24 protein-coding genes and 1 pseudogene are annotated in these 26,046 nt (G+C 70.8%); 5 read left to right on the forward strand and 20 right to left on the reverse strand.

What is annotated here, in order from left to right; translation table 11 throughout:
- The first annotated feature begins 44 nt into the window (after positions 1–44).
- The gene (locus KDN32_RS20675) at positions 45–2,183 is read left to right on the forward strand and encodes an MMPL family transporter (protein WP_211734405.1); all 2,139 of its coding nucleotides are present in this window, start codon (positions 45–47) and stop codon (positions 2,181–2,183) included.
- Positions 2,184–2,198: 15 nt separating this feature from the next.
- On the opposite strand, the gene KDN32_RS20680 is transcribed toward KDN32_RS20675, so the two are convergent.
- On the reverse strand, positions 2,199–3,578 hold the full coding sequence (locus tag KDN32_RS20680; protein WP_211734407.1) for an NAD-dependent malic enzyme: 1,380 nt from the start codon (positions 3,576–3,578) through the stop codon (positions 2,199–2,201).
- A gap of 108 nt (positions 3,579–3,686) precedes the next feature.
- On the opposite strand from KDN32_RS20680, the gene KDN32_RS20685 reads away from it, so the two are divergent.
- Positions 3,687–3,968, forward strand: a complete 282-nt coding sequence (locus KDN32_RS20685; RefSeq protein ID WP_211734414.1) for a GNAT family N-acetyltransferase — start codon at positions 3,687–3,689, stop codon at positions 3,966–3,968.
- 12 nt (positions 3,969–3,980) lie between these two features.
- Here the strand turns inward: KDN32_RS20685 and KDN32_RS20690 are convergent, their stop codons facing one another.
- The 6 genes from KDN32_RS20690 to KDN32_RS20715 form a co-directional block, all read right to left on the reverse strand.
- Positions 3,981–5,018: a hypothetical protein gene (locus tag KDN32_RS20690; protein ID WP_211734416.1), complete on the reverse strand. Its 1,038-nt coding sequence runs from the start codon at positions 5,016–5,018 to the stop codon at positions 3,981–3,983.
- Positions 5,015–5,491 carry a glutathione peroxidase gene (locus KDN32_RS20695; RefSeq protein ID WP_211734417.1) on the reverse strand — a complete coding sequence of 159 codons (477 nt, stop codon included), beginning with the start codon at positions 5,489–5,491 and terminating at the stop codon, positions 5,015–5,017. Before KDN32_RS20695 ends, KDN32_RS20690 begins: the two co-directional genes overlap by 4 nt.
- 20 nt (positions 5,492–5,511) lie before the next feature.
- Entirely contained in the window at positions 5,512–7,191 is a 1,680-nt protein-coding gene (locus KDN32_RS20700) for a methyl-accepting chemotaxis protein (protein ID WP_249217282.1), read from the reverse strand.
- Positions 7,192–7,458: 267 nt separating this feature from the next.
- On the reverse strand, positions 7,459–9,153 hold the full coding sequence (locus KDN32_RS20705; protein ID WP_211734419.1) for a methyl-accepting chemotaxis protein: 1,695 nt from the start codon (positions 9,151–9,153) through the stop codon (positions 7,459–7,461).
- A 245-nt stretch (positions 9,154–9,398) separates the two neighbouring features.
- Complete coding sequence (locus KDN32_RS20710; RefSeq protein WP_211734421.1) at positions 9,399–9,695, reverse strand: hypothetical protein; 297 nt, start codon at positions 9,693–9,695, stop codon at positions 9,399–9,401.
- Between the two features lie 42 nt (positions 9,696–9,737).
- On the reverse strand, positions 9,738–10,139 hold the full coding sequence (locus tag KDN32_RS20715) for a VOC family protein (RefSeq protein ID WP_211734423.1): 402 nt from the start codon (positions 10,137–10,139) through the stop codon (positions 9,738–9,740).
- A gap of 77 nt (positions 10,140–10,216) precedes the next feature.
- Here KDN32_RS20715 and KDN32_RS20720 point away from each other — a divergent pair, with 77 nt between their 5' ends.
- Positions 10,217–10,996 (forward strand): TetR/AcrR family transcriptional regulator, encoded by a 780-nt coding sequence (locus tag KDN32_RS20720; protein ID WP_211734425.1) that lies wholly within the window; start codon positions 10,217–10,219, stop codon positions 10,994–10,996.
- On the opposite strand, the gene KDN32_RS20725 is transcribed toward KDN32_RS20720, so the two are convergent.
- The 10 genes from KDN32_RS20725 to KDN32_RS20770 form a co-directional block, all read right to left on the reverse strand.
- Positions 10,888–12,642 carry an FAD-dependent oxidoreductase gene (locus tag KDN32_RS20725; RefSeq protein ID WP_211734427.1) on the reverse strand — a complete coding sequence of 585 codons (1,755 nt, stop codon included), beginning with the start codon at positions 12,640–12,642 and terminating at the stop codon, positions 10,888–10,890. The genes KDN32_RS20720 and KDN32_RS20725 overlap by 109 nt on opposite strands.
- An 84-nt stretch (positions 12,643–12,726) precedes the next feature.
- Positions 12,727–13,227, reverse strand: a complete 501-nt coding sequence (locus KDN32_RS20730) for a hypothetical protein (RefSeq protein ID WP_211734429.1) — start codon at positions 13,225–13,227, stop codon at positions 12,727–12,729.
- The gene (locus KDN32_RS20735; protein WP_211734431.1) at positions 13,224–13,586 is read right to left on the reverse strand and encodes a response regulator; all 363 of its coding nucleotides are present in this window, start codon (positions 13,584–13,586) and stop codon (positions 13,224–13,226) included. Before KDN32_RS20735 ends, KDN32_RS20730 begins: the two co-directional genes overlap by 4 nt.
- Positions 13,587–13,613: 27 nt before the next feature.
- Entirely contained in the window at positions 13,614–14,081 is a 468-nt protein-coding gene (locus KDN32_RS20740; protein WP_211734433.1) for a chemotaxis protein CheX, read from the reverse strand.
- Positions 14,078–14,467, reverse strand: a complete 390-nt coding sequence (locus KDN32_RS20745; protein WP_211734435.1) for a response regulator — start codon at positions 14,465–14,467, stop codon at positions 14,078–14,080. The genes KDN32_RS20740 and KDN32_RS20745 overlap by 4 nt, the downstream gene beginning before the upstream one ends.
- Before the next feature lies 1 nt (position 14,468).
- Complete coding sequence (locus KDN32_RS20750) at positions 14,469–15,359, reverse strand: CheR family methyltransferase (protein ID WP_211734437.1); 891 nt, start codon at positions 15,357–15,359, stop codon at positions 14,469–14,471.
- Complete coding sequence (locus tag KDN32_RS20755; protein WP_211734439.1) at positions 15,356–16,486, reverse strand: protein-glutamate methylesterase/protein-glutamine glutaminase; 1,131 nt, start codon at positions 16,484–16,486, stop codon at positions 15,356–15,358. The genes KDN32_RS20750 and KDN32_RS20755 overlap by 4 nt, the downstream gene beginning before the upstream one ends.
- Before the next feature lie 28 nt (positions 16,487–16,514).
- Entirely contained in the window at positions 16,515–18,182 is a 1,668-nt protein-coding gene (locus KDN32_RS20760; protein WP_211734441.1) for a methyl-accepting chemotaxis protein, read from the reverse strand.
- Positions 18,179–18,610 carry a chemotaxis protein CheW gene (locus tag KDN32_RS20765; RefSeq protein ID WP_211734443.1) on the reverse strand — a complete coding sequence of 144 codons (432 nt, stop codon included), beginning with the start codon at positions 18,608–18,610 and terminating at the stop codon, positions 18,179–18,181. Before KDN32_RS20765 ends, KDN32_RS20760 begins: the two co-directional genes overlap by 4 nt.
- A gap of 8 nt (positions 18,611–18,618) precedes the next feature.
- Positions 18,619–20,874 carry a chemotaxis protein CheA gene (locus KDN32_RS20770; protein WP_211734445.1) on the reverse strand — a complete coding sequence of 752 codons (2,256 nt, stop codon included), beginning with the start codon at positions 20,872–20,874 and terminating at the stop codon, positions 18,619–18,621.
- A gap of 396 nt (positions 20,875–21,270) precedes the next feature.
- Here KDN32_RS20770 and KDN32_RS20775 point away from each other — a divergent pair, with 396 nt between their 5' ends.
- Together KDN32_RS20775 and KDN32_RS20780 are read left to right on the forward strand one after the other, a co-directional pair.
- The gene (locus KDN32_RS20775) at positions 21,271–22,224 is read left to right on the forward strand and encodes an NYN domain-containing protein (RefSeq protein WP_211734447.1); all 954 of its coding nucleotides are present in this window, start codon (positions 21,271–21,273) and stop codon (positions 22,222–22,224) included.
- 224 nt (positions 22,225–22,448) lie between these two features.
- Positions 22,449–23,621, forward strand: a pseudogene (locus tag KDN32_RS20780) (IS3 family transposase).
- A gap of 72 nt (positions 23,622–23,693) precedes the next feature.
- On the opposite strand, the gene KDN32_RS20785 reads toward KDN32_RS20780, so the two are convergent.
- The 3 genes from KDN32_RS20785 to rplD form a co-directional block, all read right to left on the reverse strand.
- Positions 23,694–24,107 carry a hypothetical protein gene (locus KDN32_RS20785; protein ID WP_211734449.1) on the reverse strand — a complete coding sequence of 138 codons (414 nt, stop codon included), beginning with the start codon at positions 24,105–24,107 and terminating at the stop codon, positions 23,694–23,696.
- Between the two features lie 10 nt (positions 24,108–24,117).
- Positions 24,118–24,597 (reverse strand): hypothetical protein, encoded by a 480-nt coding sequence (locus KDN32_RS20790; protein ID WP_211734450.1) that lies wholly within the window; start codon positions 24,595–24,597, stop codon positions 24,118–24,120.
- Positions 24,598–24,662: 65 nt separating this feature from the next.
- The gene (rplD, locus tag KDN32_RS23565) at positions 24,663–25,964 is read right to left on the reverse strand and encodes a 50S ribosomal protein L4 (protein WP_372446587.1); all 1,302 of its coding nucleotides are present in this window, start codon (positions 25,962–25,964) and stop codon (positions 24,663–24,665) included.
- Positions 25,965–26,046 lie beyond the last annotated feature (82 nt).

The following is a 26,046-nucleotide window of genomic DNA, read 5'->3' on the forward strand; positions in this document are numbered from 1 at the left end:
TGGTTAGCAACCACCCTGCCTAGCGAAACGCCCGAGGAGCCCCTGTGTCCCCCCACCGAACCCCCGCCGCGGCACGGTTCGTCGCCGGACGGCGTACGGCCTGGGTCGTCGCGCTCGTGCCGATCCTGCTCGCACTGGCCGTCCTCGCCCTCGTCCCCGAGGGCGAGCGCGAGACGACCAGCACCGACACGGCCCCCATCGGGGCCGACAGCACGTTGGCCGCCCAGCTGCTCGACGAGCTGCCCGACGACGAGGGGCAGGTCGCGATCGTGCTCTGGACCGCCGAGGACGGCGAGCTCTCCCAGCAGGTCCAGGGCGACCTCACCCAGCAGGCGGTCGGCCTGCTCTCCGAGGCCGGTGGCGAGAGCAGTGGCGAGGGGGGCCAGGGTCCCCCGCCGGGCGCGACCGAGGGCGGCCAGGACGGTCAGGGCGGTCAGGGCGGTGAGCAGGGCGGCGGCCAGCAGTCGCCGCTCGTCGTCGCCGAGGACGGCACCGCCGCGTTCGTCGCGGTGCCGGTGACCTCGTCGTCGGCCACCGACAACATCAAGAAGGTCGAGGAGCTCCGCACCTCGCTGCGCGAGGACGCGCCCGACGGCGTCGAGGTGCAGGTCACCGGCCCGGCCGGCATCCAGGCCGACATCGGCCAGGTCTTCGACGGCGCGGACTTCCGCCTGCTCGGCGCGACCGCCCTGGTCGTCGCGATCCTGCTGATCATCACCTACCGGAGCCCGGTGCTGTGGCTGGTGCCGCTGATCGTGGTCGGCATCGCCGACCGGTTCGCCGCGATCGTCGCGACCAACGTCCTCGAGCTCACCGGGGTCGCGTGGGACGAGTCGACGGTCGGCATCCTCAGCGTGCTGGTCTTCGGTGCCGGCACCGACTACGCGCTGCTGCTGATCTCGCGCTACCGCGACGAGCTCAAGACCACCGAGAACCGCTTCGACGCGATGGCCCACGCGCTGAGCCGCACCTTCGAGGCGGTGCTGTCCAGCGCCACCACCGTCGTGCTCGGGCTCCTGACCCTGCTGCTCTCCACCATCCCGACCACCCGTGGCCTCGGGCTCGCCTGCGCCGTCGGCGTGCTGATCGCCGCGACGTTCGCGCTGGTCGTGCTGCCTGCGGCCCTCGTGGTGTTCGGCCGCTGGGTCTTCTGGCCCCGGGTCCCCCGCGTCGGTGACACCGTCCTGGTCGACTCGAACTCGCTGTGGCACCGGGTCGGCGAGGCGGTCTCGCGTCGCCCGCGCACGTTCGTGGTCGGCACCATCGCCGCGCTCGCCGTCCTCGCCTCCGGCACGCTCTCGATCAGCACCGGCCTCAAGCCCTCGGACCAGTTCCTCCAGCGGCCCGAGGCGATCGCGGCCGCCGACCGGCTCGGCGAGTCGTTCCCCGCCGGCACGAGCGACCCGCTCCAGGTCGTCACCCGGGCCGACGCCGACCAGGTGCTCAGCGCGGTCGAGGACGTCGACGGCGTCAGCTCGGCGATGATCACCACCAGCACCGACGGCATCTCCCAGATCAACGCCGTCCCCGACGCCGAGCCCGGCAGCGAGGAGGCCCGTGCGCTCGTCGGCGACGTCCGCGACGCCGTGGCCGACTTCGACGACACCCACGTCGGGGGTGGGGACGCCGAGGCGGTCGACGCCAAGGACTACGCCGCGCAGGACCGCCTGCTGATCCTCCCGCTGATCCTGCTGCTGGTGCTCGGCGCGCTGGTCGTGCTGCTGCGCTCGGTCGTGGCTCCGCTGCTGCTCGTCGCGACGGTGCTCGCGACGTACGCCGCCGCGATGGGCGCGTCGTGGTGGCTGTTCCGCAGCGTGTTCGACTTCGCCGCGATGGACACCGGGGTGCCGCTGCTGGCGTTCCTGTTCCTGGTGGCGCTCGGCGTCGACTACAACATCTTCCTCGTCACGAGGGCCCGCGAGGAGGCCCGCGAGCACGGCACCCGTACGGGCATGCTGCGCGCGCTGACCGCCACCGGCGGCGTGATCACCAGCGCCGGCATCCTGCTCGCGGCGGTGTTCGCGGTGCTCGGCGTGCTGCCGCTCGTGGTGCTGGCCCAGCTCGGCGCGATCATCTTCGTCGGCGTCCTGCTCGACACCCTCGTGGTGCGCACCGTGCTGGTGCCGGCGCTCGCGATGACGCTCGGCGAGAAGTTCTGGTGGCCGCGGAAGGTGACCGGCTGACGGGCGCCGCCGCGATCAGCCCACGCGACCGCTGATCGCGGCGGCGACCCGCTTGGTCACGTCGGGGTGGAAGACGCTCGGGATGATGAACGCCGCGTGCAGCTCGTCGGGGGTCACGGTGTCGGCGATCGCCTGGGCCGCCCGCAGCAGCATGTCGGTCGTGACCTCGTCGGCACCGGCGTCGAGCAGGCCGCGGAAGACGCCGGGGAACGCGAGCACGTTGTTGATCTGGTTGGGGTAGTCCGAGCGTCCGGAGGCGACGACCGCGGCGTAGCGGTCGGCCTCGGCCGGGTCGACCTCCGGGTCGGGGTTGGCCAGGGCGAAGATGACCGGCTTGGGGGCCATGGTCGGGATCCACTCGGGGTCGAGGATGCCGGGGGCGGAGACGCCGATGAACACGTCGGCGTCGACCAGCACCTCCTGCAGCGAGCCGGTGGCGCGGCGCGGGTTGGTGGCGCCGGCCAGGTCGCGGTGGGCCGGAGAGAGCGTCTCGTCGTCGGCCGACAGCGCGCCGAAGCGGTCGACCACGACCACGTCGTGCGCGCCCGCCGCGAGCAGCAGGGTGACGATGGCCGTCCCGGCCGCGCCGGCGCCGGAGACCACGATCCGCACGGACGCGAGCTCCTTGTCGACGCAGCGCAGCGCGTTGGTCAGCGCGGCGAGCACGACGATCGCGGTGCCGTGCTGGTCGTCGTGGAAGACCGGGATGTCGAGCGACTCGCGCAGTCGGCGCTCGATCTCGAAGCAGCGCGGTGCGGCGATGTCCTCGAGGTTGATCCCGCCGAAGCCCGGCGCGATCATCTCGACGGCCTTCACGATCTCGTCGGTGTCCTGGCTGGCCAGGCAGATCGGCCAGGCGTCGATGTCGGCGAACCGCTTGAACAGCGCGGCCTTGCCCTCCATCACCGGCATCGCGGCGCCGGGGCCGATGTTGCCGAGGCCGAGGACGGCCGAGCCGTCGGTCACCACGGCGACCGAGTTGCCCTTGACGGTCAGCTTGCGGACGTCATCGGGATTGTCGTGGATCGCCATCGACACCCGGCCGACGCCCGGGGTGTAGGCCATCGACAGGTCGTCGCGGGTGCGCAGCGGCACCTTCGAGCTGACCTCGATCTTGCCGCCGAGGTGGAGCAGGAAGGTCCGGTCGCTGACCTTGTGGACCGTGACGTCGTCGACCGCGTCGACGGCGGCGACCAGCTCCTGGGAGTGGGTGGCGTCGGCGGCCGAGCAGGTGACGTCGACGGTCAGCCGGTCGTGGCGCGACTCCGTCACGTCGATGGCGGTGACGATGCCGCCGTTGCGCGCGATGGTGGTCGCGACGTGGCCGACCACGCCGTGGTCGGGAGCGGTGTACAACCGCATGGTGATCGAGTACGACGACGCGGTTGCTGCCATGCCCCCGACCCTCTCGCCCCGTCGGGGTTACGGGCAAGTCACCTCGGGCCGGCGACGGGGTTGTGGTCGTAGTGTTCGCCGACCCGCCGCTCGGGCTAGCCTCCGGGCATGGACCCCGTCTTCTCCGACGCGCCCGCGCAGAGCCGCTACGAGCTGCGCGCCGGCGACGAGCTCGTCGGCTTCATCGACTACCTGCTGCGCGACGGCACGATCGCGCTCGTCCACACCGAGGTCGACCCGGCCCACTCCGGTCAGGGCCACGCCGCGACCCTGGCGCGTGGCGCCCTCGACGCGGCTCGGGCGCGTGGCCTGAGCGTCCGCCCGGTCTGCCCCTACGTCGCGTCGTACATCGAGAAGCACCCCGAGTACGCCGACCTCGTGGCCGGCTGACGAGCGCGCGCGTCAGCGCACGACCGAGCCGGTGATGGTGCGGCTCGCGCCGAGGAAGAAGATGCCGGGCAGCGTCTCGAAGCCGGCGCTGGGGTTGTCGGTGAGCCGCGAGTCGCGGATCGTCAGCGTCCCGGTGCGGTCGTTGGAGACGAAGAAGATCGCGCCGCCGCCCTCGCGGGCCCGGTTGCCGGTGAGCGTGGAGCGGTCGAGGGCCAGGTGGATGTCGTTGCCGTCGAGGTAGATCGCGCCCCCCGACCCGCCGCCGGGCGTGCCCGGTCGCGCCGGGTTGGCGCCGCGGCCGACGGCCCGGTTGTCGCTGAAGGTGGAGGAGGTGATCCGCCACGAGACGCCGATCGAGCTGAGCGCCGAGCCGTTGCTGCAGCGCCCGCCGGTGAACGTCGAGCCGCGCACCACCACCGGCCGGTCGCGGTGCTGGTCGAGCACCCGGACCGCGCCGCCGCCCACGTCGGGCCCGGTGCGCGCGCACCGGTTGCCCTCGAAGACCGAGTCGAGGATCCGCAGGCGGCCGCCGCGGGCGTAGAGCGCGCCGCCGCCCTCGTCCGCCCGGCTCGCGTCACCGTCGACGAACCGCATCCGCTTCACGACCAGCCGCGGCGTGGCCTGGTCGTCGCAGTGCGTGGTCGTCCAGACCTGGCGGCGGTCGCAGGTGTCCTGGTAGAGGATCCGCCGCCTGCCCTGCCCGCTGAGGGTGACCAGGCCGCCGCCGTCGAGCACCACCTCGGACGAGGTGTTGACGACCTTCGCGGTGCGGCGCATCACGATGGTGACCGGGTCGGGCCCGCAGTCGAACGAGATCCGGCCGCCGCGGGCGACCGCACGCACGACCGCGCGCGACGTGCAGGACGCCCGGGTGCCGGTGCCGACGACCGAGGTGGCGGCCGGGCGCAGGGGTCTCGTGACAGGCGCCAGGGCGCCTTCCTCGACCAGCGGGTGCGCCGGGGCGCCTTCCTCGACCACCGACTGCGCCGGAGCAGCCGACGCCGCCACCGCGACGACGAGCGCCAGGGCGACGGCGCCGGCGCGCCTCACAGTGCCTTCTCGATGTCCTTCGAGAGCTTCTCCGGCTCGGTGGTCGGGGCGTACCGGTCGATCACCTGGCCGTCGCGGCCGACGAGGAACTTGGTGAAGTTCCACTTGATCTTGCTGCCGAGCAGCCCGCCCTTGGAGTCCTTGAGCCACTGGAAGAGCGGGTGCGCGCCGTCACCGTTGACCTCGACCTTGGAGAACAGCGGGAAGGTGACGCCGAAGTTGCGCTCGCAGAACTCAGAGATCTCCGCCTCGTCGCCGGGCTCCTGGTTGCCGAACTGGTCGCAGGGGAAGCCGAGGACGACGAGGCCCTGGTCGGCGTAGGTGTCCTGGAGCTGCTGGAGGCCCTTGTACTGGCCGGTGAAGCCGCACTGGGACGCGGTGTTGACGACGAGGACGACCTTGCCGTCGTAGGCGGACAGGTCCGTGTCGGTGCCGTCGATCGCCGTCGCGGAGAAGTCGGAGAGAGTGGTCATGCCCCGAGTCTGCCAGCAGGTCAGTACTGGAACTGCCCGACCAGCGACCGCATCTGCGCCGCCATGCGCGCCAGCTCGTCGGCCGCCTCGTTGGTGCTGCCGGCAGCCGCCTGGGTGTCCGAGGCGGTGCGGGCCACCCCCGTGACGTTGGCGGCGATGTCGGTCGACCCGGTCGCGGCCTCGGCGATGTTGCGGCTCATCTCGTTGGTGGTCGCGGTCTGCTCCTCCACCGCGGACGCGATGACGGCCTGGGTGTCGTTGATCCGGCCGATGATCTCGGCGATCTCGGCGATGGCGACGACGACGGCCTCGGTGTCGGTCTGGATGGCCTCGATCCGGCGACTGATGTCCTCGGTCGCCTTGCCGGTCTCCTGGGCCAGCTCCTTGACCTCGTTGGCCACGACGGCGAAGCCCTTGCCGGCCTCGCCGGCCCGGGCCGCCTCGATGGTGGCGTTGAGCGCGAGCAGGTTGGTCTGCTCGGCGATCGCGTTGATCACCTTGATGACGTTGCCGACCTCGGCCGACGAGTCGCCGAGCTTGGCGACGGTCGCGTTGGTGGACTCGGCGACGACGACCGCCTGAGCCGCCACGCCAGCGGCGTTGGAGGCGTTCTGGGAGATCTCGCGGATCGACGCCGACATCTCCTCGGTGCCGGTGGCGACCGTCTGCACGTTGCGCGAGACCTGCTCGGCGGCGGCCGAGACCAGGCCGGCCTGCGTCGAGGACTCGGCGGCCGACCCGCTCATCTGCCCCGAGACCGCGGAGAGCTCCTCGGACGCCGATGCGAGCGAGCGGGCGTTGTCGTCCATCTGGGACATCACCGTGGCCAGCCGGGCCACAGTGGCGTTGAGCGCGTCGCCCATCCGGCCGACCTCGTCGGCGGAGTCGACGTCGAGCCGGTGGTCGAGGCGACCACCGGCCACGCCCTCGAGGACGTCGACCGTGCGGCGGAGCCGCCGCACGATGCCCCGCGTGATCCAGCGCGCCACGCCCGCACCGACCAGCATGCCGAGGAGCACCAGCGCGACGAAGAGGACGTCGGCCTGCTGGCGCGAGCTTGCGATGTCCCGCTCACGGGTGGCGATGTCGTCGTCGACGACCGTGCGGATCTCGTCCAAGAGCGCGTCGAGCTCGTGGTTGGCCTCGATGACGTCGGCGTCGGACGGCGCCGGACCGTCACCGTCGGTGGCGTCCGCGACGAACGCGTCGACGTCGTCGTAGTAGGTGGCCGCAGCGGGGGGCAGGTCGGCGAGCGCGTCGGTGATGTCGGCCGGCAGGTCGAGGCCGTCGATCGTCGCGATGACCTCCTGCGCGCTGGCGATGTCGTCGGCGGCGTCGGTGACGGCAGCCTCGGTGTCGGCGCCCGGGATCAACGAACGGAAGGCGTCGGCCTTGATCTCGCTGTTGCGGTTGTCGAGGTGGAAGAGCTCACCCGACGCAGTGCGCATGGCGTCGATGACGTGGGTGTCGTCGGTCAGCCGCTTCATCGTCGAGAAGCCGACGACGCCCACGAGGAAGGACGGGAGCAGGCACGCGACGGTGAGGAGCGCCAGCTTGCGGCCCACGCCGAGGTCGGCGACGAGCCCGCCGACCCGGCCCCTCGAGCCACGCGGGGGCGTCGGAGGCGTCGTTCCTCGACGGGGTACGGCGCGGGCGGGGGTCCGGTCGGTGGCCGGCGGAGCGGGCGCGAGGAGGGCCATGGCGGTCCTTCGGGGGTCGGGGAGCGTGCCGGGTCGGGCATCGTGACCGCCCCGCACGGGGGTCGCGGGGCAGTCACCCTGGCTTCGGCGCGGGCAGCCTGGTCCTGAGGTGCCGCGCAGGTCGTCGGGACCAACGGGCCCGCACGAGGGGACGGTGGTCCCTGCGCCGCGTGGCCCGATCAGGGGATCGGGAATGGCCCACGCCCCGGGACCAACGGTCCCGGGGCGTCCCCTGGAGGTGACCGGGGCCCCCACGGCCCCGGAGCCTCAGAACTGGAACTGGCCGACCAGCGAGCGCATCTCGGCCGCCATCCGGGCCAGCTCGTCGGCCGACTGGCTGGTCGAGTTCGCCGCGGCCTGCGTGTCCGAGGCACTCCGCGCCACACCCGTCACGTTCGCCGCGATGTCACTCGACCCCGTCGCCGCCTCCGCCACGTTGCGGCTCATCTCGTTCGTCGTCGCGGTCTGCTCCTCCACCGCCGAGGCGATCGTGGCCTGCGTGTCGTTGATCTGACCGATGATCTCCGCGATCTCCGCGATCGCCGCCACCGCAGCCTCGGTGTCGGCCTGGATCGCCTCGATCCGCCGACCGATGTCCTCGGTCGCCTTCCCCGTCTCCTGCGCCAGCTCCTTGACCTCGTTGGCCACCACCGCGAACCCCTTGCCCGCCTCACCCGCACGAGCCGCCTCGATCGTCGCGTTCAACGCCAACAAGTTCGTCTGCTCCGCGATCGAGTTGATCACCTTGATCACGTTCCCGACCTCCGCCGAGGAATCACCCAGCTTCGCCACCGTCGCGTTCGTCGACTCCGCCACCACCACCGCCTGCGCAGCCACACCCGCAGCATTCGACGCGTTCTGCGCGATCTCCCGGATCGACGCCGACATCTCCTCCGTACCCGTCGCGACCGTCTGCACGTTGCGCGACACCTGCTCCGCCGCCGCCGACACCAGACCCGCCTGCGACGACGACTCCGACGCCGACCCACTCATCTGACCCGACACCGACGACAGCTCCTCCGACGCCGACGCCAACGACCGCGCATTCGCATCCATCTGCCCCATCGCCGACGCCAGCTTCGCCAACGCACCGTTCAGCGCCACACCCATCCGACCGACCTCGTCAGCGGAGTCGATCTCGAGACGGGCGTCGAGACGACCGGAGGCGACCTCCTCGAGCACCTCGACGGTGCGCTGCAGCGGTCGGGAGACCATCCGACCGAGGGCGACCGCGAGGCCGACCGCGAGCGCAGTGGCGGCGGCCAGCAGGGCGAGGATCAGGTTGCGAGCGGTGTGGTACCCCGAGCGGGCGTCGTCGATCGTGGCCTGGGCGACGTCGGTCTCGATCTGCACGAGGTCGCCGAGCGCGGCGCCGGCGGCGTCCTCGGGGGTCGCGAGGTCGTTCTGCAGCGTGGTCGCGACCTCGTCGGCCCGGCCCGCGGCGATCAGCGGGACCAGCGTGTCGTCGCGGACCGTACGCCAGTCAGCCAGGGCGGCGTCGAAGGCGTCGCGCGCCTTCTCGCGGCCGGTCATGTCGGTGGCGGTGTAGAGCCCCCACGACTTGTCGAGCGCGGCGTCCTCCTTCGCGATCGTCGCCTCGAGGTCGCTCACCGACGCGTCGCGTCCGGAGAGCGCGGCGTCGTGGAACGCGTCGGTCATCGCCGTCATGTGCTGCTCGGTGTCCGTGAGCCAGAGGGTCGCCTGCATGCTGTCGACGTACATCGAGTCGAGGCGGTCCTGGGCCGCGCCGAGGCGCGAGATGGCGAACGCGCCCACCCCGATCATCAGCAGCACGACGGCCAGGAAGCCGGCCAGCAGCTTGCGGGAGGTCGCCAGGTCCTTGAAGCGTCCCACCGGGCCGCGGCGGGAGGCAACGAGCGCGTCCGTGCCGGGCGCGCGACGGGTCGTCCGCGGGGAGGCCGCGGCCGATCGGGTGGCGGGCGGGGTCAGGATGGCGGTCACGACAGTACCTCCGGGTGGTCATCTCGGTGTTCCGAGAGTCCTGTCGCGGATTCCGAGGTACGGAGATCGATCCAGGCACTGGAACACTCATGGATGTGGGCTCTCCCCACCGAACGGCAATCTCGACGTCGAGATAAGCAGTCGACGAGAGATCGGGACCTTCGTCCCCGTCACACCACCCGGACGGCGGATGCGGACGCCCGACCGGGCGTGACCGCCCCCCTAGCCCGGCCTCAGGCGTCCCGTCAGCCGTCGAGGGCGTCGAGCTCGGCGAGCGCCGACTCCCAGCGCTCGCGCCGCTCGGCGTCGGTCTGCTCCCACCAGGGGGTGCCGCGCTCGCCGAGCCCGACCTTCGCCACCTGGGTCCGGTGCCGCGTCGCGGCCAGCGCCTCGTCGTCGGCCGCCGAGCGGACGCCGGAGCGACCCCGGCCGAGGTGGGACGTCAGCCGCGCGAGGGCGTCGTCGGGGATCGCCGGGTCCGTACGGCGCCAGCGCCGCCCGTCGACGACCAGCCACTTCTCGTCCTCGGTCGGCTCGTCCATCCCTCGAGGATGCCAGCCGGTCCCCGTTCAGGCTGGCCCCGTTCAGCCCGCGTACTGCGGGTCGGGCGCCTCTACCCACTGGACGAGCTGGAAGACCACGCCGTTGGGGTCGGTCATCTGGAAGTAGCGCTCGCCCCACGGCTCGGTCTCGAGCGGCGTGACCACCTCGACCCCCTCCCCCACCAGCCGGTCTTGCTCGGCGTCGACGTCGTCGACGGTCAGCACGACCAGCAGGCCGTCCGCACTGCCCGCGGCCGAGGCCGGCTTGAAGGACCCCAGACCGGTGCGGAGGTAGATGAGGTGGAAGCCCGCGTGCGGGTGGGCGAGGGAGCAGAAGCCGTCGGCCTCCATCGCCGTGGTGAAGCCGAGGTGTTCGCGCGCCCAGGCGGCGGACGCCTCGACGTCGGCGACGTTGAGCGAGATGGCGGAATCGGTGACGTGCATGGGCTCTCTCCTCCGGTCAGTGCACCGTACGTTGTACGGCGTACAACGTACAACGAACGGGTGGCAGGATGGTTCCCATGGGTGAGAGCACGGGAGCCGGGGAGCCGAGCCGGACGCTGGCGCTGCTCTGGGGCACCGCCTCCGAACCGCCGCGCAAAGGACCGGCCCGCTCGCTGAGCGTCGAGCGGGTGGTGGACGCGGCGGTCGCGCTCGCCGACGAGCGGGGGCTGCCCGCGGTGACCGTGCGGGCGGTCGCCGAGCGGGTCGGCGTCGCGCCCATGTCGGTCTACACCTACGTGCCCGGCAAGCCGGAGCTGCTCGACCTCATGGTCGACCGCTGCTACGCCGCGATGGAGCGGACGGACCTCGCCGGCCAGCACTGGCGCGACCGGCTCCGCGTGGTCGCGCAGGACAACCGCCTCCTGCTCACCGCCCACGCCTGGCTCACCGAGGTGGCGGCGCTGAGCCGTCCGCCGCTCGGGCCGGGACTGATGGCGAAGTACGAGCACGAGCTGGCCGCGTTCGACGGCACCGGCCTGTCGGACGTCGACACCGACGCCGCCCTGGCGTTCCTCCTCGGCTTCGTGCAGCAGCACTGCCGCTCGGCCCACGACGCAGCGCGCGCCACGACCGACACCGCGATGAGCGACGCCGCGTGGTGGGCGGCCAACCAGCCGGTGCTCGCCCGTGCGCTCGACCCTGCGGCCTACCCCCGTGCGGTCCGCGTCGGCGGCGCTGCCGGCGAGGCTCAGGGCAGCGCGTGGTCGGCCGAGGGGGCGTGGGAGTTCGGGCTGGAGCGGACGCTCGACGGGCTCGCGGCCCTCGTCGACGCGACGCCGGCCGCCCAGGTGCGGTAGCCGCCGTCGAGGTTGCGCGCGCTGCGCCCGTGCTCGGCGAGGACCCGCGTGGCGAGGTAGCCGCGCAGCCCCACCTCGCAGTGCACGACGAGGTCGCCGGCGGGCAGCTCGTCGAGCCGGTCGCGCAGCTCGTTGACCGGCACGTTGATCGCGCCGGGGATCGGCCGCGCCTCGTGCTCGGCCGGGTCGCGGACGTCGAGCAGCGTCGCACCGGCGGCCAGCGCGTTGGCGAGCTCGTGCCACTGCACGGTGTCGACCAGGCCCTCCGCGAGGTTCCGGGCGACCCACCCCGCCATGTTGACCGGGTCCTTGGCCGAGCCGAACTGCGGGGCGTAGGCCAGCTCGAGGTCGGCCAGGTCCCCCGCACGCAGGCCGCCGGCCATGGCCGTGGCGATCACGTCGATCCGCTTGTCGACGCCGTCGCGTCCGACCGCCTGGGCGCCGAGGATCTCGTCGGTCCCCGGATCGACCAGCAGCTTGAGCGCGATCGGCTGCGCCCCGGGGTAGTAGGCGGCGTGGGATCCGGGGTGGAGGTGGATCACCCGGTGGGGGCGTCCGGTCGTCCGCAGGCGGCGCTCGTTCCACCCGACGACCGCCGCGTCGAGCCCGAAGGCGCTGACGATGGCGGTGCCACGGACCGGTCGGTCGGCCCCCGGCCGCCCGGAGATCACGTCGGCCACCACCCGGCCCTGCCGGTTGGCGGTGTTGGCGAGGGGCACCAGCACCGGGGACCCGTCGAGCGCGTCGCGCTTCTCGACCGCGTCGCCGATGGCGTAGATGTCGGGGTCGGACGTCCGCAGCTGGTCGTCGACCAGGATGCCGCCGAGCTCGCCGACGGCGAGGCCCGCCTGCCGGGCCAGCACCTGCTCGGGACGTACGCCGATGGCCGCGACCACGACGCCCGCCTGCACCTCGCGACCGTCCGACAGGTGCACCACCGGCTCACCCACCTCGGTGACCACGCCTCCGTCGCCCGAGGACCTCGTCCGCAGCGGCCCGGGATCGATGCGGGTCGCCGACGCGCCGAGGACGAGCTCCACCCCGGCCGACCGCATCGCGGCGTGGACCGGCTCGATCATCTCGGGGTCGAACGGCGCCATCACCTGCTCCCCCGCCTCGACGAGGGTCACCGCGACGCCGCGCTCGACGAAGTTCTCCGCGAGCTCGAGCCCGATGAAGCCGCCACCGACGACCAGCGCGGACGAGGCACCGGAGCTCGAGCCGACCAGGTGGTCGAGGTCCTCGACGTCGCGCAGCGTGTGCGCCACCTCGATGCCCGGAAGCGGCGGGACGACCGGCCTGGCCCCGGGCGAGAGCACGAGCGCGTCGTAGGCGATCCAGGCCGTCTCGTCGGTCGCGAGGTCGCGGACCTCCACCCGCTTGCCCTCGCGGTCGATCGAGCGCACCTCGTGGCGGACCCGGACGTCGATCCCGAACCGTGCGGCCAGCGACTGGGGCGTCTGCAGCAGCAGCGACGAGCGGTGCTCGATCACGCCGCCGAGATGGTAGGGCAGGCCGCAGTTCGCGAACGACACGTGCCCGCTGCGCTCGAGGACGACGATGGTGACGTCCTCGTCCAGGCGCCTCAACCGGGTGGCCGCGGACATCCCGCCCGCCACGCCGCCGACGATCACGACAGTGGTCATACCCCCCACGGTATTCCTGACCGGCCTGCCCGTCACGGCGTTCGCCGTCCGGCCGGTGAGGCGTGGGTCACCCCCGAGGGCGCCTCAGCGCACCCCGACGATCGAGAGCCGGCCGGCGCCGTAGAGCGGGATGGTCACGGTGAGGTCGAGCCGCCGCCCGGTCGCGGCGGCGTCCGCGCAGACCTGCGGGCTCGGCCACGACCCGACGTGGTGGACGTCGGCCAGCTTGACGTGCGGGCGGCCCTCCTCGTTGAGCAGCGCCGCCATCACGTTGAGCACCTCGGCGAGGTTCTCCTTCAGGATCGGCGTGAGGTCGCGCTCGGCGACGGCGTCCTGGGCGCCGCCCGCGGGCAGCAGCCCGACCGCCGCGCCGGCGTACGCCGACAGCGGGAGGTCGACGACCGCCACGGCTCGCGTCGTCAGCTGGTCGTCGACGTAGACCGCGAAGGTCGACCCGGTGGCCGCGTCCCCGGTGAACCCGTCCGACGGCTCGAGGGTGACGTCGCGTCCCAGCAGTCCGGTGAGCAGCTCGCGCACGTCCGCCGCGCCGGGCGCGCGGACCAGCTGGTCGAGGTCGGCGCTCATGCGACCACCGCGTCGAGCTGGTCGCGGAACGAGTCCGCGGTGAACGGCTTGGCGATGAGGAACAGCGCGCCGGACGACATCGCCCGGTCCACCATCTCGGGCGTCCCCTCGGAGGTGACGAACCCGAACGGCACCTGCTCGCCGCTGGCGCGCAGCGCGCGCAGCAGGTCGATGCCGTTCATCTCGGGCATGTTCCAGTCCGACAGCACGAGGTCGGGCGCCTGGGTGTGCACCAGCTCGAGCGCGACGGCGCCGTTCTCGGCCTCGATGAGGTCGTGGCCGCCGTAGCCGGCCTGGCGCAGCGTGCGGATGACGATCTGGCGCATCACCCGGCTGTCATCGGCGATGAGGATCTTCATGGGGGTTCTCCTGGTTCGGCTGGTCGTTCAGAGCTCGGGACGGTCCGGGTCGACGCCCCAGACACGGACCTCGACGGGGTGGCCGGCCCACCAGAGCAGGGCCTGGCAGATCTCGACGTGGGGCCAGTCGCCCGCGTCGGCGTCGAGCACCTCGGGCAGGCCGAGGGTGCTGCCGTCGACGAGCAGGCTCTTGACGTTGCCGCCGAGCACGTTGACGAGCTCGCCGACGGCGTCGCGGACGTCCTCCTCGCTCACCTCCGGGTCGCTCAGCATCCGCCGGGTCAGGTCGCGGGCGGCGGCGCGGGACACCTCGAGGGTGATCCAGCCGGTCCACTGGCCGTGGACGGCCACCGACGCGCGCAGCCGGCCGGTCTCCTCCTGCTCGGGCGACGACGCGGGCGGAGCGTCCTGCAGCAGGAAGGCGGTGAGCACCTCCTCGCCGAGGAGGTGGAGGTCGTCCGGCGTGACCGGCGACTCCTGGACGTACGAGCTCATGCGACACCCCTTCGCGGGTTGAGGCCGAGGTAGTCGAGCTTGTCGACGAACGCCTCGGCGGAGAACGGCTTGATCAGGTACTCGTGGGCGCCGGCGGCGAGCGCCCGCACGATCTGCCCCTGCTCGGCCTCGGTCGTCACCATCATCAGCGTGACGTCGCGCAGGCCGGGGTCCGCGCGCACGGCGTGCACGAGCTCGAGCCCGTTCATCACCGGCATGTTCCAGTCCACGGTCGCGAGGACCGGCAGGTCGTCGCGGTACTCCTCGAGGACCTCCAGCGCCTCCTTGCCGTCGCCGGCCTGGAGCACGTCGAAGCCCAGGCTCTGCAGCTGGCGCGCGAGCATCATCCGCATCGTGCGGGAGTCGTCGATCACGAGGGCGTGCATGTCAGATCGCTTCCTGTCGGGTCGGTCGGGTGAAGCCGGGCACGGTGCGCGGCGGGACCGGAGCGGGTGTCGCGGGCGGACGGGGACGATTGAGGGTGAGCCGGCCGACGGGCTGTCGGTGCCAGGTGTCGTCGATGCCGAGCGTGGTCTCCGCACCGCCGAGGAACAGGTAGCCGTCGGGCGACATCACCTGCCGCACCCGGCTGAGCACCGAGCGCTTGGTCGGCTGGTCGAAGTAGATGAGCACGTTGCGCAGGAAGACCAGGTCGAAGACCGGCATCGGCGGGAACGGTGCGGCCAGGTTCATCACCTGGGTCCGCACCATCGAGCGCAGCTGGTCGGAGACCTGCCACTGGGTGCCCTGGCGCTGGAAGTGCTTGACCATCAGCGGCGCCGGCAGGCCGCGCCCGATCTCGAGCTGGCTGTACGTGCCCGCGCGGGTGCGGGCGACCATGCTCGGCGCGATGTCGGTGGCGAAGATCTCGACCTGCCAGCCGCGCGGCACCACGTGCTCGGCGAGCAGCATGCCGATCGTGTACGCCTCCTGACCACTGGAGCAGGCGGCCGACCACACCGTGATCTTGCGACGCGCGGCGTTGCGCGCGAGCAGGTCCGGGATGACGTGGGAGACCAGCACGTCGAACGGCTCGCGGTCGCGGAACCACGACGTCTCGTTGGTGGTCAGGGCCTCCACGACGGCTGCCCGGCCGGGATACCCGGCGGCGGACTGCAGGTGCGACACGTACGAGTCGAGGTCCGCGAAGCCGGCGGCGCGGGCGAGCGGCTGGAGCCGGGCCTCGACGAGGTACTCCTTGCCGGACTCGAGGACGATGGCCGCCTCCCGGCGGACCAGGTCCGCGACGAAGCTGAACGAGCGGGGGGACAGGCTCATGCGAGGGCCGCCTCTCGGGGGGAGTAGGGGCCGCGGCGCCCACGGCGCACGCGGTCGACGATGGCTGGACCGATCTGCTGGAGGGGAAGGACCTGGGCGGGGACGCCCGCGTCGACGACCGCCCGGGGCATGCCCCAGACGACCGAGGTCGCCTCGTCCTGGACGAGCGCCGAGCCACCGGCGGCGACGACCGCGGCACACCCGCTGGCCCCGTCGGAGCCCATGCCGGTGAGGACGACCGCCAGCACGTGGCCGCCCCAGACCTCGACCACCGACCGGAACATCACGTCGACGGCCGGCCGGCAGTAGTGCTCGGGGGTGCCCTGGTCGAGGGTCGCCACGATGCTCGAGGGGAGGGCCCGCGAGCCGCGGAAGCGCAGGTGGTGGTCACCCGGTGCGACGAGCACCCCGCCGGCCACCACGGGATCTCCGGCCTTCGCCTCGCTCACGTGGAGCGGGACCTTGCCGTCGAGCCGGTCGGCGAACTGCCGGGTGAACACCGGCGGCATGTGCTGCACGACCACGACCGGGACGCCGAGGTCGGCAGGGAGGGCGGCGAGCACCGTCGACAGCGCGTCGGGTCCGCCGGTGGAGGCACCGATCGCCACCACGTCGATCTGCTGGGTCCCCGCCGGGCGGGAGCGCGGGGCCAGCGGTGCGACGGGTGCGACCGGGGCGGGCGCCACGGGTCGCAGCGGCGCGGGCGGAGCGATGATCGCCCGGCACAGGCCGTGGATCTTCGGCACCAGCTGCTGGCGCACCGCCTCCATCGAGGCCATCACGCTGCCCACGTTGGCCGGCTTGGTGACGTAGTCGCTCGCGCCGAGCTCGAGGGCGTCCAGGGTCGCGGTCGCACCCCGCTCGGTGAGGGTGGAGAACATCACGACCGGGAGCCGCGGGTGGGCCGGGCGCAGGTGGCGCAGGGTCTCGAGCCCGTCCATCACGGGCATCTCGATGTCGAGCGTCACCAGGTCCGGGTTGACCTGGGCGATCTTGGCCAGTGCGACGCGGCCGTTGGCGGCCGTGCCGACCACCTCGATCTGCGGGTCCACCGCGAGGGCCTCGGCGACCAGCCGGCGCACGACGACGGAGTCGTCGACGACCAGCACCCGCGCCTTCCTCGACATGACGTCCTCCTCCTCGACCGGTCGCTGCTCAGAACTGGAACTGGCCGACCAGCGACCGCATCTCGGCCGCCATCCGCGCCAGCTCGTCGGCCGACTGGCTGGTCGAGTTCGCCGCGGCCTGGGTGTCCGAGGCACTCCTGGCCACACCCGTCACGTTCGCCGCGATGTCACTCGACCCCGTCGCCGCCTCCGCCACGTTGCGCGACATCTCGTTCGTCGTCGCGGTCTGCTCCTCCACCGCCGAGGCGATCGTGGCCTGCGTGTCGTTGATCTGACCGATGATCTCCGCGATCTCCGCGATCGCCGCCACCGCAGCCTCCGTGTCGGCCTGGATCGCCTCGATCCGCCGACCGATGTCCTCGGTCGCCTTCCCCGTCTCCTGCGCCAGCTCCTTGACCTCGTTGGCCACCACCGCGAACCCCTTGCCCGCCTCACCCGCACGAGCCGCCTCGATCGTCGCGTTCAACGCCAACAAGTTCGTCTGCTCCGCGATCGAGTTGATCACCTTGATCACGTTCCCGACCTCCGCCGAGGAGTCACCCAGCTTCGCCACCGTCGCGTTGGTGGACTCCGCCACCACCACCGCCTGCGCAGCCACACCCGCAGCATTCGACGCGTTCTGCGCGATCTCACGGATCGACGCCGACATCTCCTCCGTACCCGTCGCCACCGTCTGCACGTTCCTCGAGACCTGCTCCGCCGCAGCCGAGACCAGCCCCGCCTGCGACGACGACTCCGACGCCGACCCACTCATCTGACCCGACACCGACGACAGCTCCTCCGACGCCGACGCCAACGACTGCGCGTTCACATCCATCTGACCCATCGCCGACGCCAGCTTGGCCAGCGCGTCGTTCAGCGCCACCCCCATCTGGCCGATCTCATCGGCCGACTCCACGGTCAGCCGCTGGTCCAGCCGACCCGCGGCCACCCCCTCCAGCACCTGCACCGTCCGCTGCAGCGGCCGCGCCACCAGCCGACCCAGGAAGACCGCCAGCCCGATGCCGAGGGCAGTGGCGAGCACGACCAGGCCGAGGATCAGCAGGCGAGCGTGGGCGTACGCGCTCTTGGACTGGCTGATCAGGTCCTCCGAGAGGCCCTTCTCGGTGTCGATGACCGCGCTGAGGTCGGCGCTGACCTGCTCGAAGACGGGGTCGAGCTGCTCGTGCTTGGCGGTGTTGGCCTGCCCGAGCTTGCCGTCGGCGAGGAGCGGGAGGACGGTCTCGTCGCGGATCGTGCGGAACTCGCCGAGGGTCTTCTCGAACTGCGCGATCACCTTCTCGCCGCCGGTCGTGTCGGTGGCCAGGTAGGCCTCCCAGTTGCTGTTGACGTCCGCGGCGAGCCCGTCGAGCTGCTTCTGGAGGTCCGGCGTCATCCCCTCGGCGGTGGCCGTCTCCAGCACGGTGGAGACGAGGGCCTCGTCGGTCTCGACCTGGCCGAGGTTGAGCGACGCCGTGTAGCTGTCGGTGTAGAGCGACTCGATCCGGTTCTCCGCAGCGCTCAGCTGCTGCAGGCCGATGGCACCCACGACCCCCATCATCGCCACCAGCGTGAGGTAGCCGACGAGCAGCTTGCGGGCCGTGCCCAGGTCGCGGAAGCGTCCGAGCAGGCCACGACCAGCCGGCTGTGCCGGCGCTCGTCCGGCCCGCGGGCGGGCGAACGACGTGGTGCGGGCCGGGGCGTTCAGGACGGTCATGACATTCCTTCTGAGGTGATGGCGCGCTCGGTGTCGAGCAGGAGCATGAGGTGGGTGTCGAGCTTGCAGACCCGGGTCACGAGGCTGCGGATCGAGGCCGGCACGGTGTCCGGCGGCGCCTCGAAGGCGTCCCTCGAGGGGGCCAGGACATCGCCGATCTCGTCGACGACGAGGCTGACGGCACCACCGTCGGGCGACTTGACCACGACGTTGACCGACGGGGCGTCCGGCTCGCGCGGCGGCAGCCCGAGGCGGGCCCGGAGCTCGAGCATCGTGACGATCTGGCCGCGCAGGTTGAGCAGGCCGGCGATGTCGTCCGGCGCCAGCGGCACCACCGTGAGGTCCTGCGAGCGGAGCACCTCCTGGACGGAGGACACCGGGACGCCGAAGACGTGGCCGTCGAGGGCGAAGGTGCAGTACTGGGACATGGGGTCTCCTAGGCCGACCAGGCCAGGCGGCCGCCGGACGGGAGGCCGGCGAAGACCTGGGCGATGTCGACGAGCTCGGTGACGTGGCCGGACACGACGGCCGAGCCGTCTCCGCCGGTGGAGTCGAGGGGCGTACGCGCCTCCAGCGTGGCCTCGACGATGTCGAGGATCGCGTTGACGACCACCCCGGCCTGCTGCTCGCCCTGGCGGCACACGACCACCTGGAGGGTCGAGAGGCCCTGGTGCCCGGCGTCGCCGTGGAGGACGTGGTCGAGGCGCACCAGCGGCAGGATCTGGCCGCGGTGCTGCACGACCTCGTGGTGGCCGGCGCGCTCGATGCGGCCCCGCTCGATCTCCTCGAGCCGGTCGACCGCCGCGACGGGGATCGCCGCGCGGCGACCGTCGCCGAGCTCGACGAGCAGCAGCGACGCGGCGTCCTCGCCGGCGTCGGTGCCGTGGGCGGCGAGGGTGCCGAGCTCGGCCTCCGGGGTCATGCCGGCGCGGCGGGCGAGTGCGGTGGCGTCGAGGATGAGCGCGACGGCGCCGTCGCCCATGATCGTGGCTCCGGCGTAGAGCGGCAGCTGGCGCAGGTGGGTGCCGAGCGGCTTCACGACGATCTCCTCGGTGTCGAGGATGTCGTCCACGACCAGGCCGTACTGCTGGTTGTCGGCCTTGAGCACCGCGACGTAGGTCGTCTCGCGCTGGACGGCGGGCAGGTCGAGCTGCTCGCGCAGGTCGACGAGCGGCAGCAGTCGTCCGCGCAGCCGGTAGACGGGCGAGCCGTGCACGCTCTCGATCGCGGTCGCGGCCTGGGCCGCGTCGAGCCGGACCAGCTCGAGCAGGTTGACCTGCGGGATCGCGAAGCGGTGGCCCGCCGCCGCGACCACCAGGGCCGGGATGATCGCCAGGGTGAGCGGGATCCGGATCCGGACCGTGGTGCCCTCGCCGGGCTCGCTGGAGAGGTCGATCGCGCCGCCGATGCGCTCGATGTTGGTGCGCACGACGTCCATCCCGACGCCGCGACCCGACACGTTGGTCACGCCCTCGGCGGTCGAGAAGCCGGGCGTGAAGATCAGGTTGACGGCCTCGTGGTCGCTCAGCCTGGCCGCGGTCTCGCGGTCCATCAGGCCCTTCGACACGGCCTTGTCGCGCAGCCGGGTGGGGTCGATGCCGGCGCCGTCGTCCGTGATCTCGATGTTGACCTGGCCGCCCTCGTGGAAGGCGCGCATCGACAAGGTGCCGTGGGCCGGCTTGCCCTGCGCGGTGCGGACGTCGGGCTTCTCGATGCCGTGGTCGATGCTGTTGCGGACCAGGTGGGTCAGCGGGTCGCGGACCGCCTCGAGGATGGTCTTGTCGAGCTCGGTCTCCTTGCCGCGCATGTCCAGCTCGACCGTCTTGCCGAGCTGCACCGAGAGGTCGCGGACGACGCGCGGCAGCTTGCTCCACAGCGTGTCGATCTGCTGCAGGCGCATCTTCATCACGCTCTCCTGCAGCTCTCCGGCGACCAGGTTGAGCCGGTGCGTGGTGCGGGCGAGCTCGACGTCCTCGCGGGTCGCGGCGCGCTGGAGCATCTGGTTGCGGGTGAGCACCAGCTCACCGACCAGGTTCATCAGCGAGTCGAGCAGCGCGACGTCGACGCGGATGGTGCTGTCGGCGACCGAGCGACGCCCCTCGGCGGGCTCCTCGGACGCAGCCGGGTCGGGGCCCTCGGCGGCCTCGGGGGCGCGCGGGGGGACGACACCCAGGGTGGTGGGCGCCGGCAGGACGGCCTCGGGCTCCTCGTCCTCGGCCGACTCCTCGACGTCTCCGTCCTCGCCAGGCTCGTCGGCCTCCGCGTTGTCGTCGGTGGCCTCGGGCGCTGCCGGGTCCTCCGGCAGCGCGCCGTCGAGCACGGCGGCCAGCCGGGCCACCAGGTCGTCGTAGGTCTGGGTGCCCTCGGCACCGGTGTGCTCGATGTTGGTCAGCAGGGACCGCACGGCGTCGACGACCTCGAGCAACAGGCTGGTGAGGCCCGGCGTCAGGGCCAGCTCGCCGTCGCGCAGCCGGGCCAGCAGGCTCTCGCCGACGTGCGTCACCGACTCCAGGATCGAGAACGCCAGGAAGCCGCTGGTGCCCTTGATCGTGTGGATGGTGCGGAAGACGCTGGCGAGCAGCGTGGAGGAGGAGGGGTCGCGCTCGAGCGCGATGAGGTCGCGGTCCAGCTGGTCGAGGTTCTCGTGGCTCTCGACCAGGAACTCGCCGATGATCTCGTCGAGGCCGTCCATCGCATCCAACGTGGGCTCCGTCCGCAGGGAAGACCCGAGAGGTCTTGTCGAGCGTCGGATCGGCGTCGCCGGGGGCCTCCTGAGGCAGCCGGGAGCGAACGGGCCCATGGTCCCGGGGCGCGCGGGACGGACGTCCCGGGGCGGGTGGCCCGTGCGTGCCACCCCCGTGGTGCGCGCGGGTGGGGGCAGGCGGCCGGAGGTCCCTGGCGCATCGGGAGCCCGGGAACGGCCACGTCACCAGAATCGGTGATCGTGCCGCAGGACGGAGATGTCGCCCGGCAGTCTCGGTCAACTACGTCGTCGACTGGGGGATAGGGCCTGTGCTGCGACCCACTCGCTCCATGGTCGGCGGCGCAGGCGCCCAACACGGCGCAACACATCGAACGGGGGACGGACATGGCGGGTCGGACGGCAGCGATCCTGATCGATGCGGGATACGTCTGGAAGCAGGTCGCGAAGGCTGTCGGTCGGCAGCACAGGCGCGAGGTTCCCCTCATCGGGTACGGCGTCCCACTCATCGAGGCACTGGTGGAAGAAGCCGAGGGCGACGAGCTCCGCGTGCTGCGCACGTACTGGTACGACGGCGCTCCCGACCGGGTACCCAACGTCCAGCAGCGTGCGGTTGGCCGGGTCAATCGCGTCAAGCTCCGGGTCGGGAGCATGAGCAACGGGAGGCAGAAGGGAGTCGATCGCTTGATCCAGCGCGACATCCTCGCTCTGTCGCAGAACAAGGCCGTGACGGATCTTGTGGTCCTGACCGGCGACCAGGACATGGAAGAAGAGCTCGACGCCGCGGGACAGCACGGTCTCGTGGTCCACCTCTGGGGGATTGCCGACCGGGACCAGCGCGACCAGATCTCCAGCCGGCTCCTCCGCGTCGTCGACGACTGGAAGGTCCTGCCTGCTCACTGGGCGTCGACGTTCGTCCCCGAGACCGACACGGACAACGACCCCAGCTCTGACGTGCCTCTCACCTCGGACAGCCAGGTCGATCACTTCCGGTCCACGCTCCTCAGCACCTCCTCCAACCACGACCACGCGGCGCCGAGCGACGACGCACTGGGCTCCGCGTGGGGCGACGACCAATTGATCAGTGTCGGTCGGGCAGCGCACGATGCCTTGGTCGAGCAGTACGGCCCTGCGTGGGAATCAGTCCGCGGCGAGATCGCCTCGACGACGTTCCGCACCCGCGGTGGGGAGACCGTTCGCTCGATCCCGGGCAGGTACGACACCGAGCTTATGGACACCGCGGACGCGATCGTCGGCGACCACCTGACGGAGAACGCGCACAGAGTACTCGTGCGCAACGGATTCTGGCGTCGTTTCGACGAGGCCGATTCCCCAGCCTGATCCTGCGCGGACCTCGTGCAGGGTCGTGCCAACGGGAACGGCGAGCACGTCGACCGGCAGGCCGCCCGGGAACGCCGAAGGCCCCGGACGATGTCCGGGGCCTTCGATGCTGGTGACCGATTCAAGTTCGCAGGTCATCGGATGATTGCGAATCGGGGACTGCTGAAAATTTGGTTGTCCCCTGACCTGTGGCGACGGGAGTCGCCGCTGGAAGGAGGTCGACCATGCCCGCTCCCCATCCCGAGGAGTTCCGTGATGACGTTGTCGCGGTCGCTCGTCGCGGTGACGCACCGATTGCACAGATCGCCAGTGACTTCGGGATCAGCGAGTCCTGTCTGCGCAACTGGCTCGCCAAGGCCGACGTCGAGGACGGTGTGAAGCCCGGTGTCACCAGCAGTGGGAACGCCGAGCTACGTGAGGACCGGAAGAAGCTCTGGCTTCTCGAGCAGGAGAACGAGGTGCTGCGCCGCGCAGCGGTCCACCTCGCAGGCGCATCTGAAGCTGAGCCAGTCCCCAGATGACGTTCCCGCTGGTCCGTGACCTTGCCGACGACGAGACATTCCCGGTCCCCGTTGCGGTGACCTGCCGGGTGCTGGGCCTCTCCCGCCAAGCCTTCTACGCCTGGGACAAGAACCCGGTCAGCGGCCGCAACTTCGACGACGCCTACCTGACCAACGCCGCGCTCGACGTGCACACCGACGACCCCGAGTTCGGCTACCGGTTCGTCGCCGACGAGCTCGCCGCCGGCCACGTCGCCTCGGAGCGACGGGTGTGGCTCCTGTGCTCCCAAGCTCGGATCTTCTCTGCGCACAGCCGCAAACGCGGCACTGCCAAGCGGCCGGGCGCCGGCCCACGACGACCTGGTCCAACGTGACTTCACCGCTCACGGCCCGAACCAGCTGTGGCTCACCGACATCACCGAGCACCACACCGACGAGGGCAAGCCCTACCTCTGCGCGATCAAGGACGTCTGCTCGACTCGGATCGTGGGCTACTCGATCGACTCCAGGATGAAGACTCGCATCGCGGTCAACGCGTTGTCGAGCGCGGTCGCGCGCCGCGGTGGACCGGCCGCGGTGGCCGGGTGCACGGTCCACTCCGACCGTGGTAGCCAGTTCCGTTCGAGGCGCTTCGTGGAGGAGCTCAAGCACCACCACTTGACCGGCTCGATGGGACGCGTGGGTGCAGCTGGCGACAACGCCACGATGGAGTCGTACTTCGCGTTGCTGCAGAAGAACGTCCTGAACCGGCGACGCTGGCGCACCCGCGACGAGCTCCGCCTGGCGATCGTCATCTGGATCGAACGGACCTACCACCGTCGCCGTCGTCAGCGAGCCCTCGGCAAGCTCACCCCGATCGAGTTTGAGACCATCTGCACGGCCGCTGACGCGGCCTGAAACCACTCACCACGAGCGACAACTAGACCTTCAGCAGTCCTGCTCTAGGTGGGTCTCCGTCGCGATGGCCAGTCAGCTTGGAGTCTTGGCCTGCGCTTGGACGATCGCAAGGATCAAGCCCACCGCATTGAGAACAAACAGAACGATCTGAAGCCAGCTATACGGGACCGCGTGCTCCACCCCGGGCCGTCCGCGCGTGCCGGCGGCAACGAACAGGAAGAAGGCCACGATCAAACCGCCGGCCACGTACGCGATGACAGTCGCGTTCCCCTCGTCCTCCGGGAGAAGGAGCGCCACACCGACGATCGTCAGCGACGCCGACGGCAAGAACTGCGCGACGTCAGCGACCCACTTCGCCGGGTTCTCGATGTTGTCCGAATTAGCCGGGTCCAAGACCTCCATATAGTGCTGGAGCCAAATCCGGTCGAGCACAGGCTGCGCGATGATGAAGAAGAGCGCCAGCGCGAACGGCAACCCGTCCTTCACGAGATGAGCCTCACGGCGCGACGTCGAAGTTGACGACGAAGGCGCCCCAATGGCGATGGTCGTCCTTGGAGAGGCGTTCCCGGGTCTGGATGACCGTCGTGCGGGCCTTCAATCGCACGTCACACTGGATGGCAGCTGGTGTCTTGGCGTGCACTGCGGCGGGAACGGTCAGCAGGTTGAACCGTGGGGTGGCCTGCCGGCGCTTCAAGGCAGGAGTCACCTCGATCTCTCCCTCCCACGTGTCGCCCGACGTTGTCTGGTGCCCGTTTGCCGAGTAGCCGTCGTAGGCCACGATCGGAGTGGTGGGCTGACACTTGAACTTCACGTAGTACGTCGCTGTGCCACTTCCCAGGTTGAAACCGACCAGACGCTGCAGAGCGTCTGTGGGCGTGCCTGCCTTGATGGACTTGAGGGTCTTCTGACCGCTCGGAGCTTCCCTGATGTCGCTCGCGACGTTGACTTCGTAGCGCATGCGCGTCTCAGCGGCCATCGTGTTCGATCTCCTGCGGTTCCGCTGACACAGGGGCGTGGCAGCCGGAGCAGGCTACATGGAAGTCAAACGAGTTCGGGCAAACCGTTCATCACCCAAGAAGAACTGCCCAGAACGCTCCGCATGACCTTGGAGACCCGCTTCGCTTTCGTCTCTGCGAAGAGAGCAAACAGATCGTCAGAACCAATGCTCGGCGCCAAGCTCGCGAATCGGTTCTCGTTCTCGTACGGACCATCCGGCTTGCTCCACACCAACGTTCGATCGGCAAGTTCGAGGCGCACGTAGTGCAACTGGTCACCAATCGCATACAGTTCCTGCCACTCGATGGGATCCCCGTCTTCGTGCTCAATAGACCGGTCGTCAGACCCGGCGTACAGCGTCACGTCGCTTGTGTTGCGTTCGGCTTGGGCGTGCCCACGCAGAAGGGTCAACGCATCAGCGGCGCGCAGAGCAGTGGGCCAAGAAATTAAGACGAAACCGTCGTGCTGTTCCACAGCGATCGCGTCCATTTCGGCTGCGGCAAAGGACGCGGCATGGCGCTGCTGTCCATCACGGACGTAGGTCTCGATGTCGCTCATGGTTGACGCGACTTCGATGGCGGCTGAAAGATCGAGGTTGATGGGGCTGACCTTGCCATCCTCATGTCCTTTCTCTAGCAGTTCACTGGCCTTGCCTGTCGGCACCGCGCCCGAGGACGCACCGTTCTGTTCAGCTGTATCGACCGTCGGATCAGCGAACTGATGGAAGGCCGCTTTGGTGAACACGACGTAATCGGCGTTCAACACATCGAGGGTGTTGAGCTGGTCCACAAAGTTCACATGCACCATCGACCGAAGATTTCGCAACGACAACTGCTCGTGAAGCTCGTCCCTGGACAGCGCCACCAAGAACTGCGTGCCCTTGTCATCCGCGATGCTCTCAAGAAGCAACCGCGCCCGCTTCGTCGAAGGCCGCTCCAGCCCGAAGCCGCTGATCACCACCAACCGGTCGCTCTGCAACCGGTCAGACAGCGCGCCCAACAACGCGCCTCTCTTCATCTTCTTCGGCGTTCGCTGGCCATACGACCGCGGCTTGGGGCCATGCACAACACCGCCGCCAGTGAACTGTGGGGCCCTCGTCGAGCCTTGCCGCGCACGGCCGGTGCCCTTCTGCTTATACGGCTTGCGTCCACCCCCGCGAACCTCACCACGCGTCCGTGTTGAATGCGTGCCCTGCCTCGCGGCAGCCAACTGAGCAGTAACAACCTGATGCATCAACGGAACGTTTGGCTCCGTCTCCCGCACCGCCGGCGGCCACGTCACATCCAACAACTTCACGCCACCCTCCGGCACCGCAAGCGATTCAGAAGTCGTTGACGAGGTCGGCACAGTCCCCCCTGGCGTTTCTATGACGTTTCGACGCCGCTCAAAACGCCGCGGCGGATGGATGGACAAGGAAACCACATCGTCC

The organism is Nocardioides palaemonis (assembly GCF_018275325.1).
In the GTDB taxonomy this organism is placed as follows: Bacteria; Actinomycetota; Actinomycetes; order Propionibacteriales; family Nocardioidaceae; genus Nocardioides; species Nocardioides palaemonis.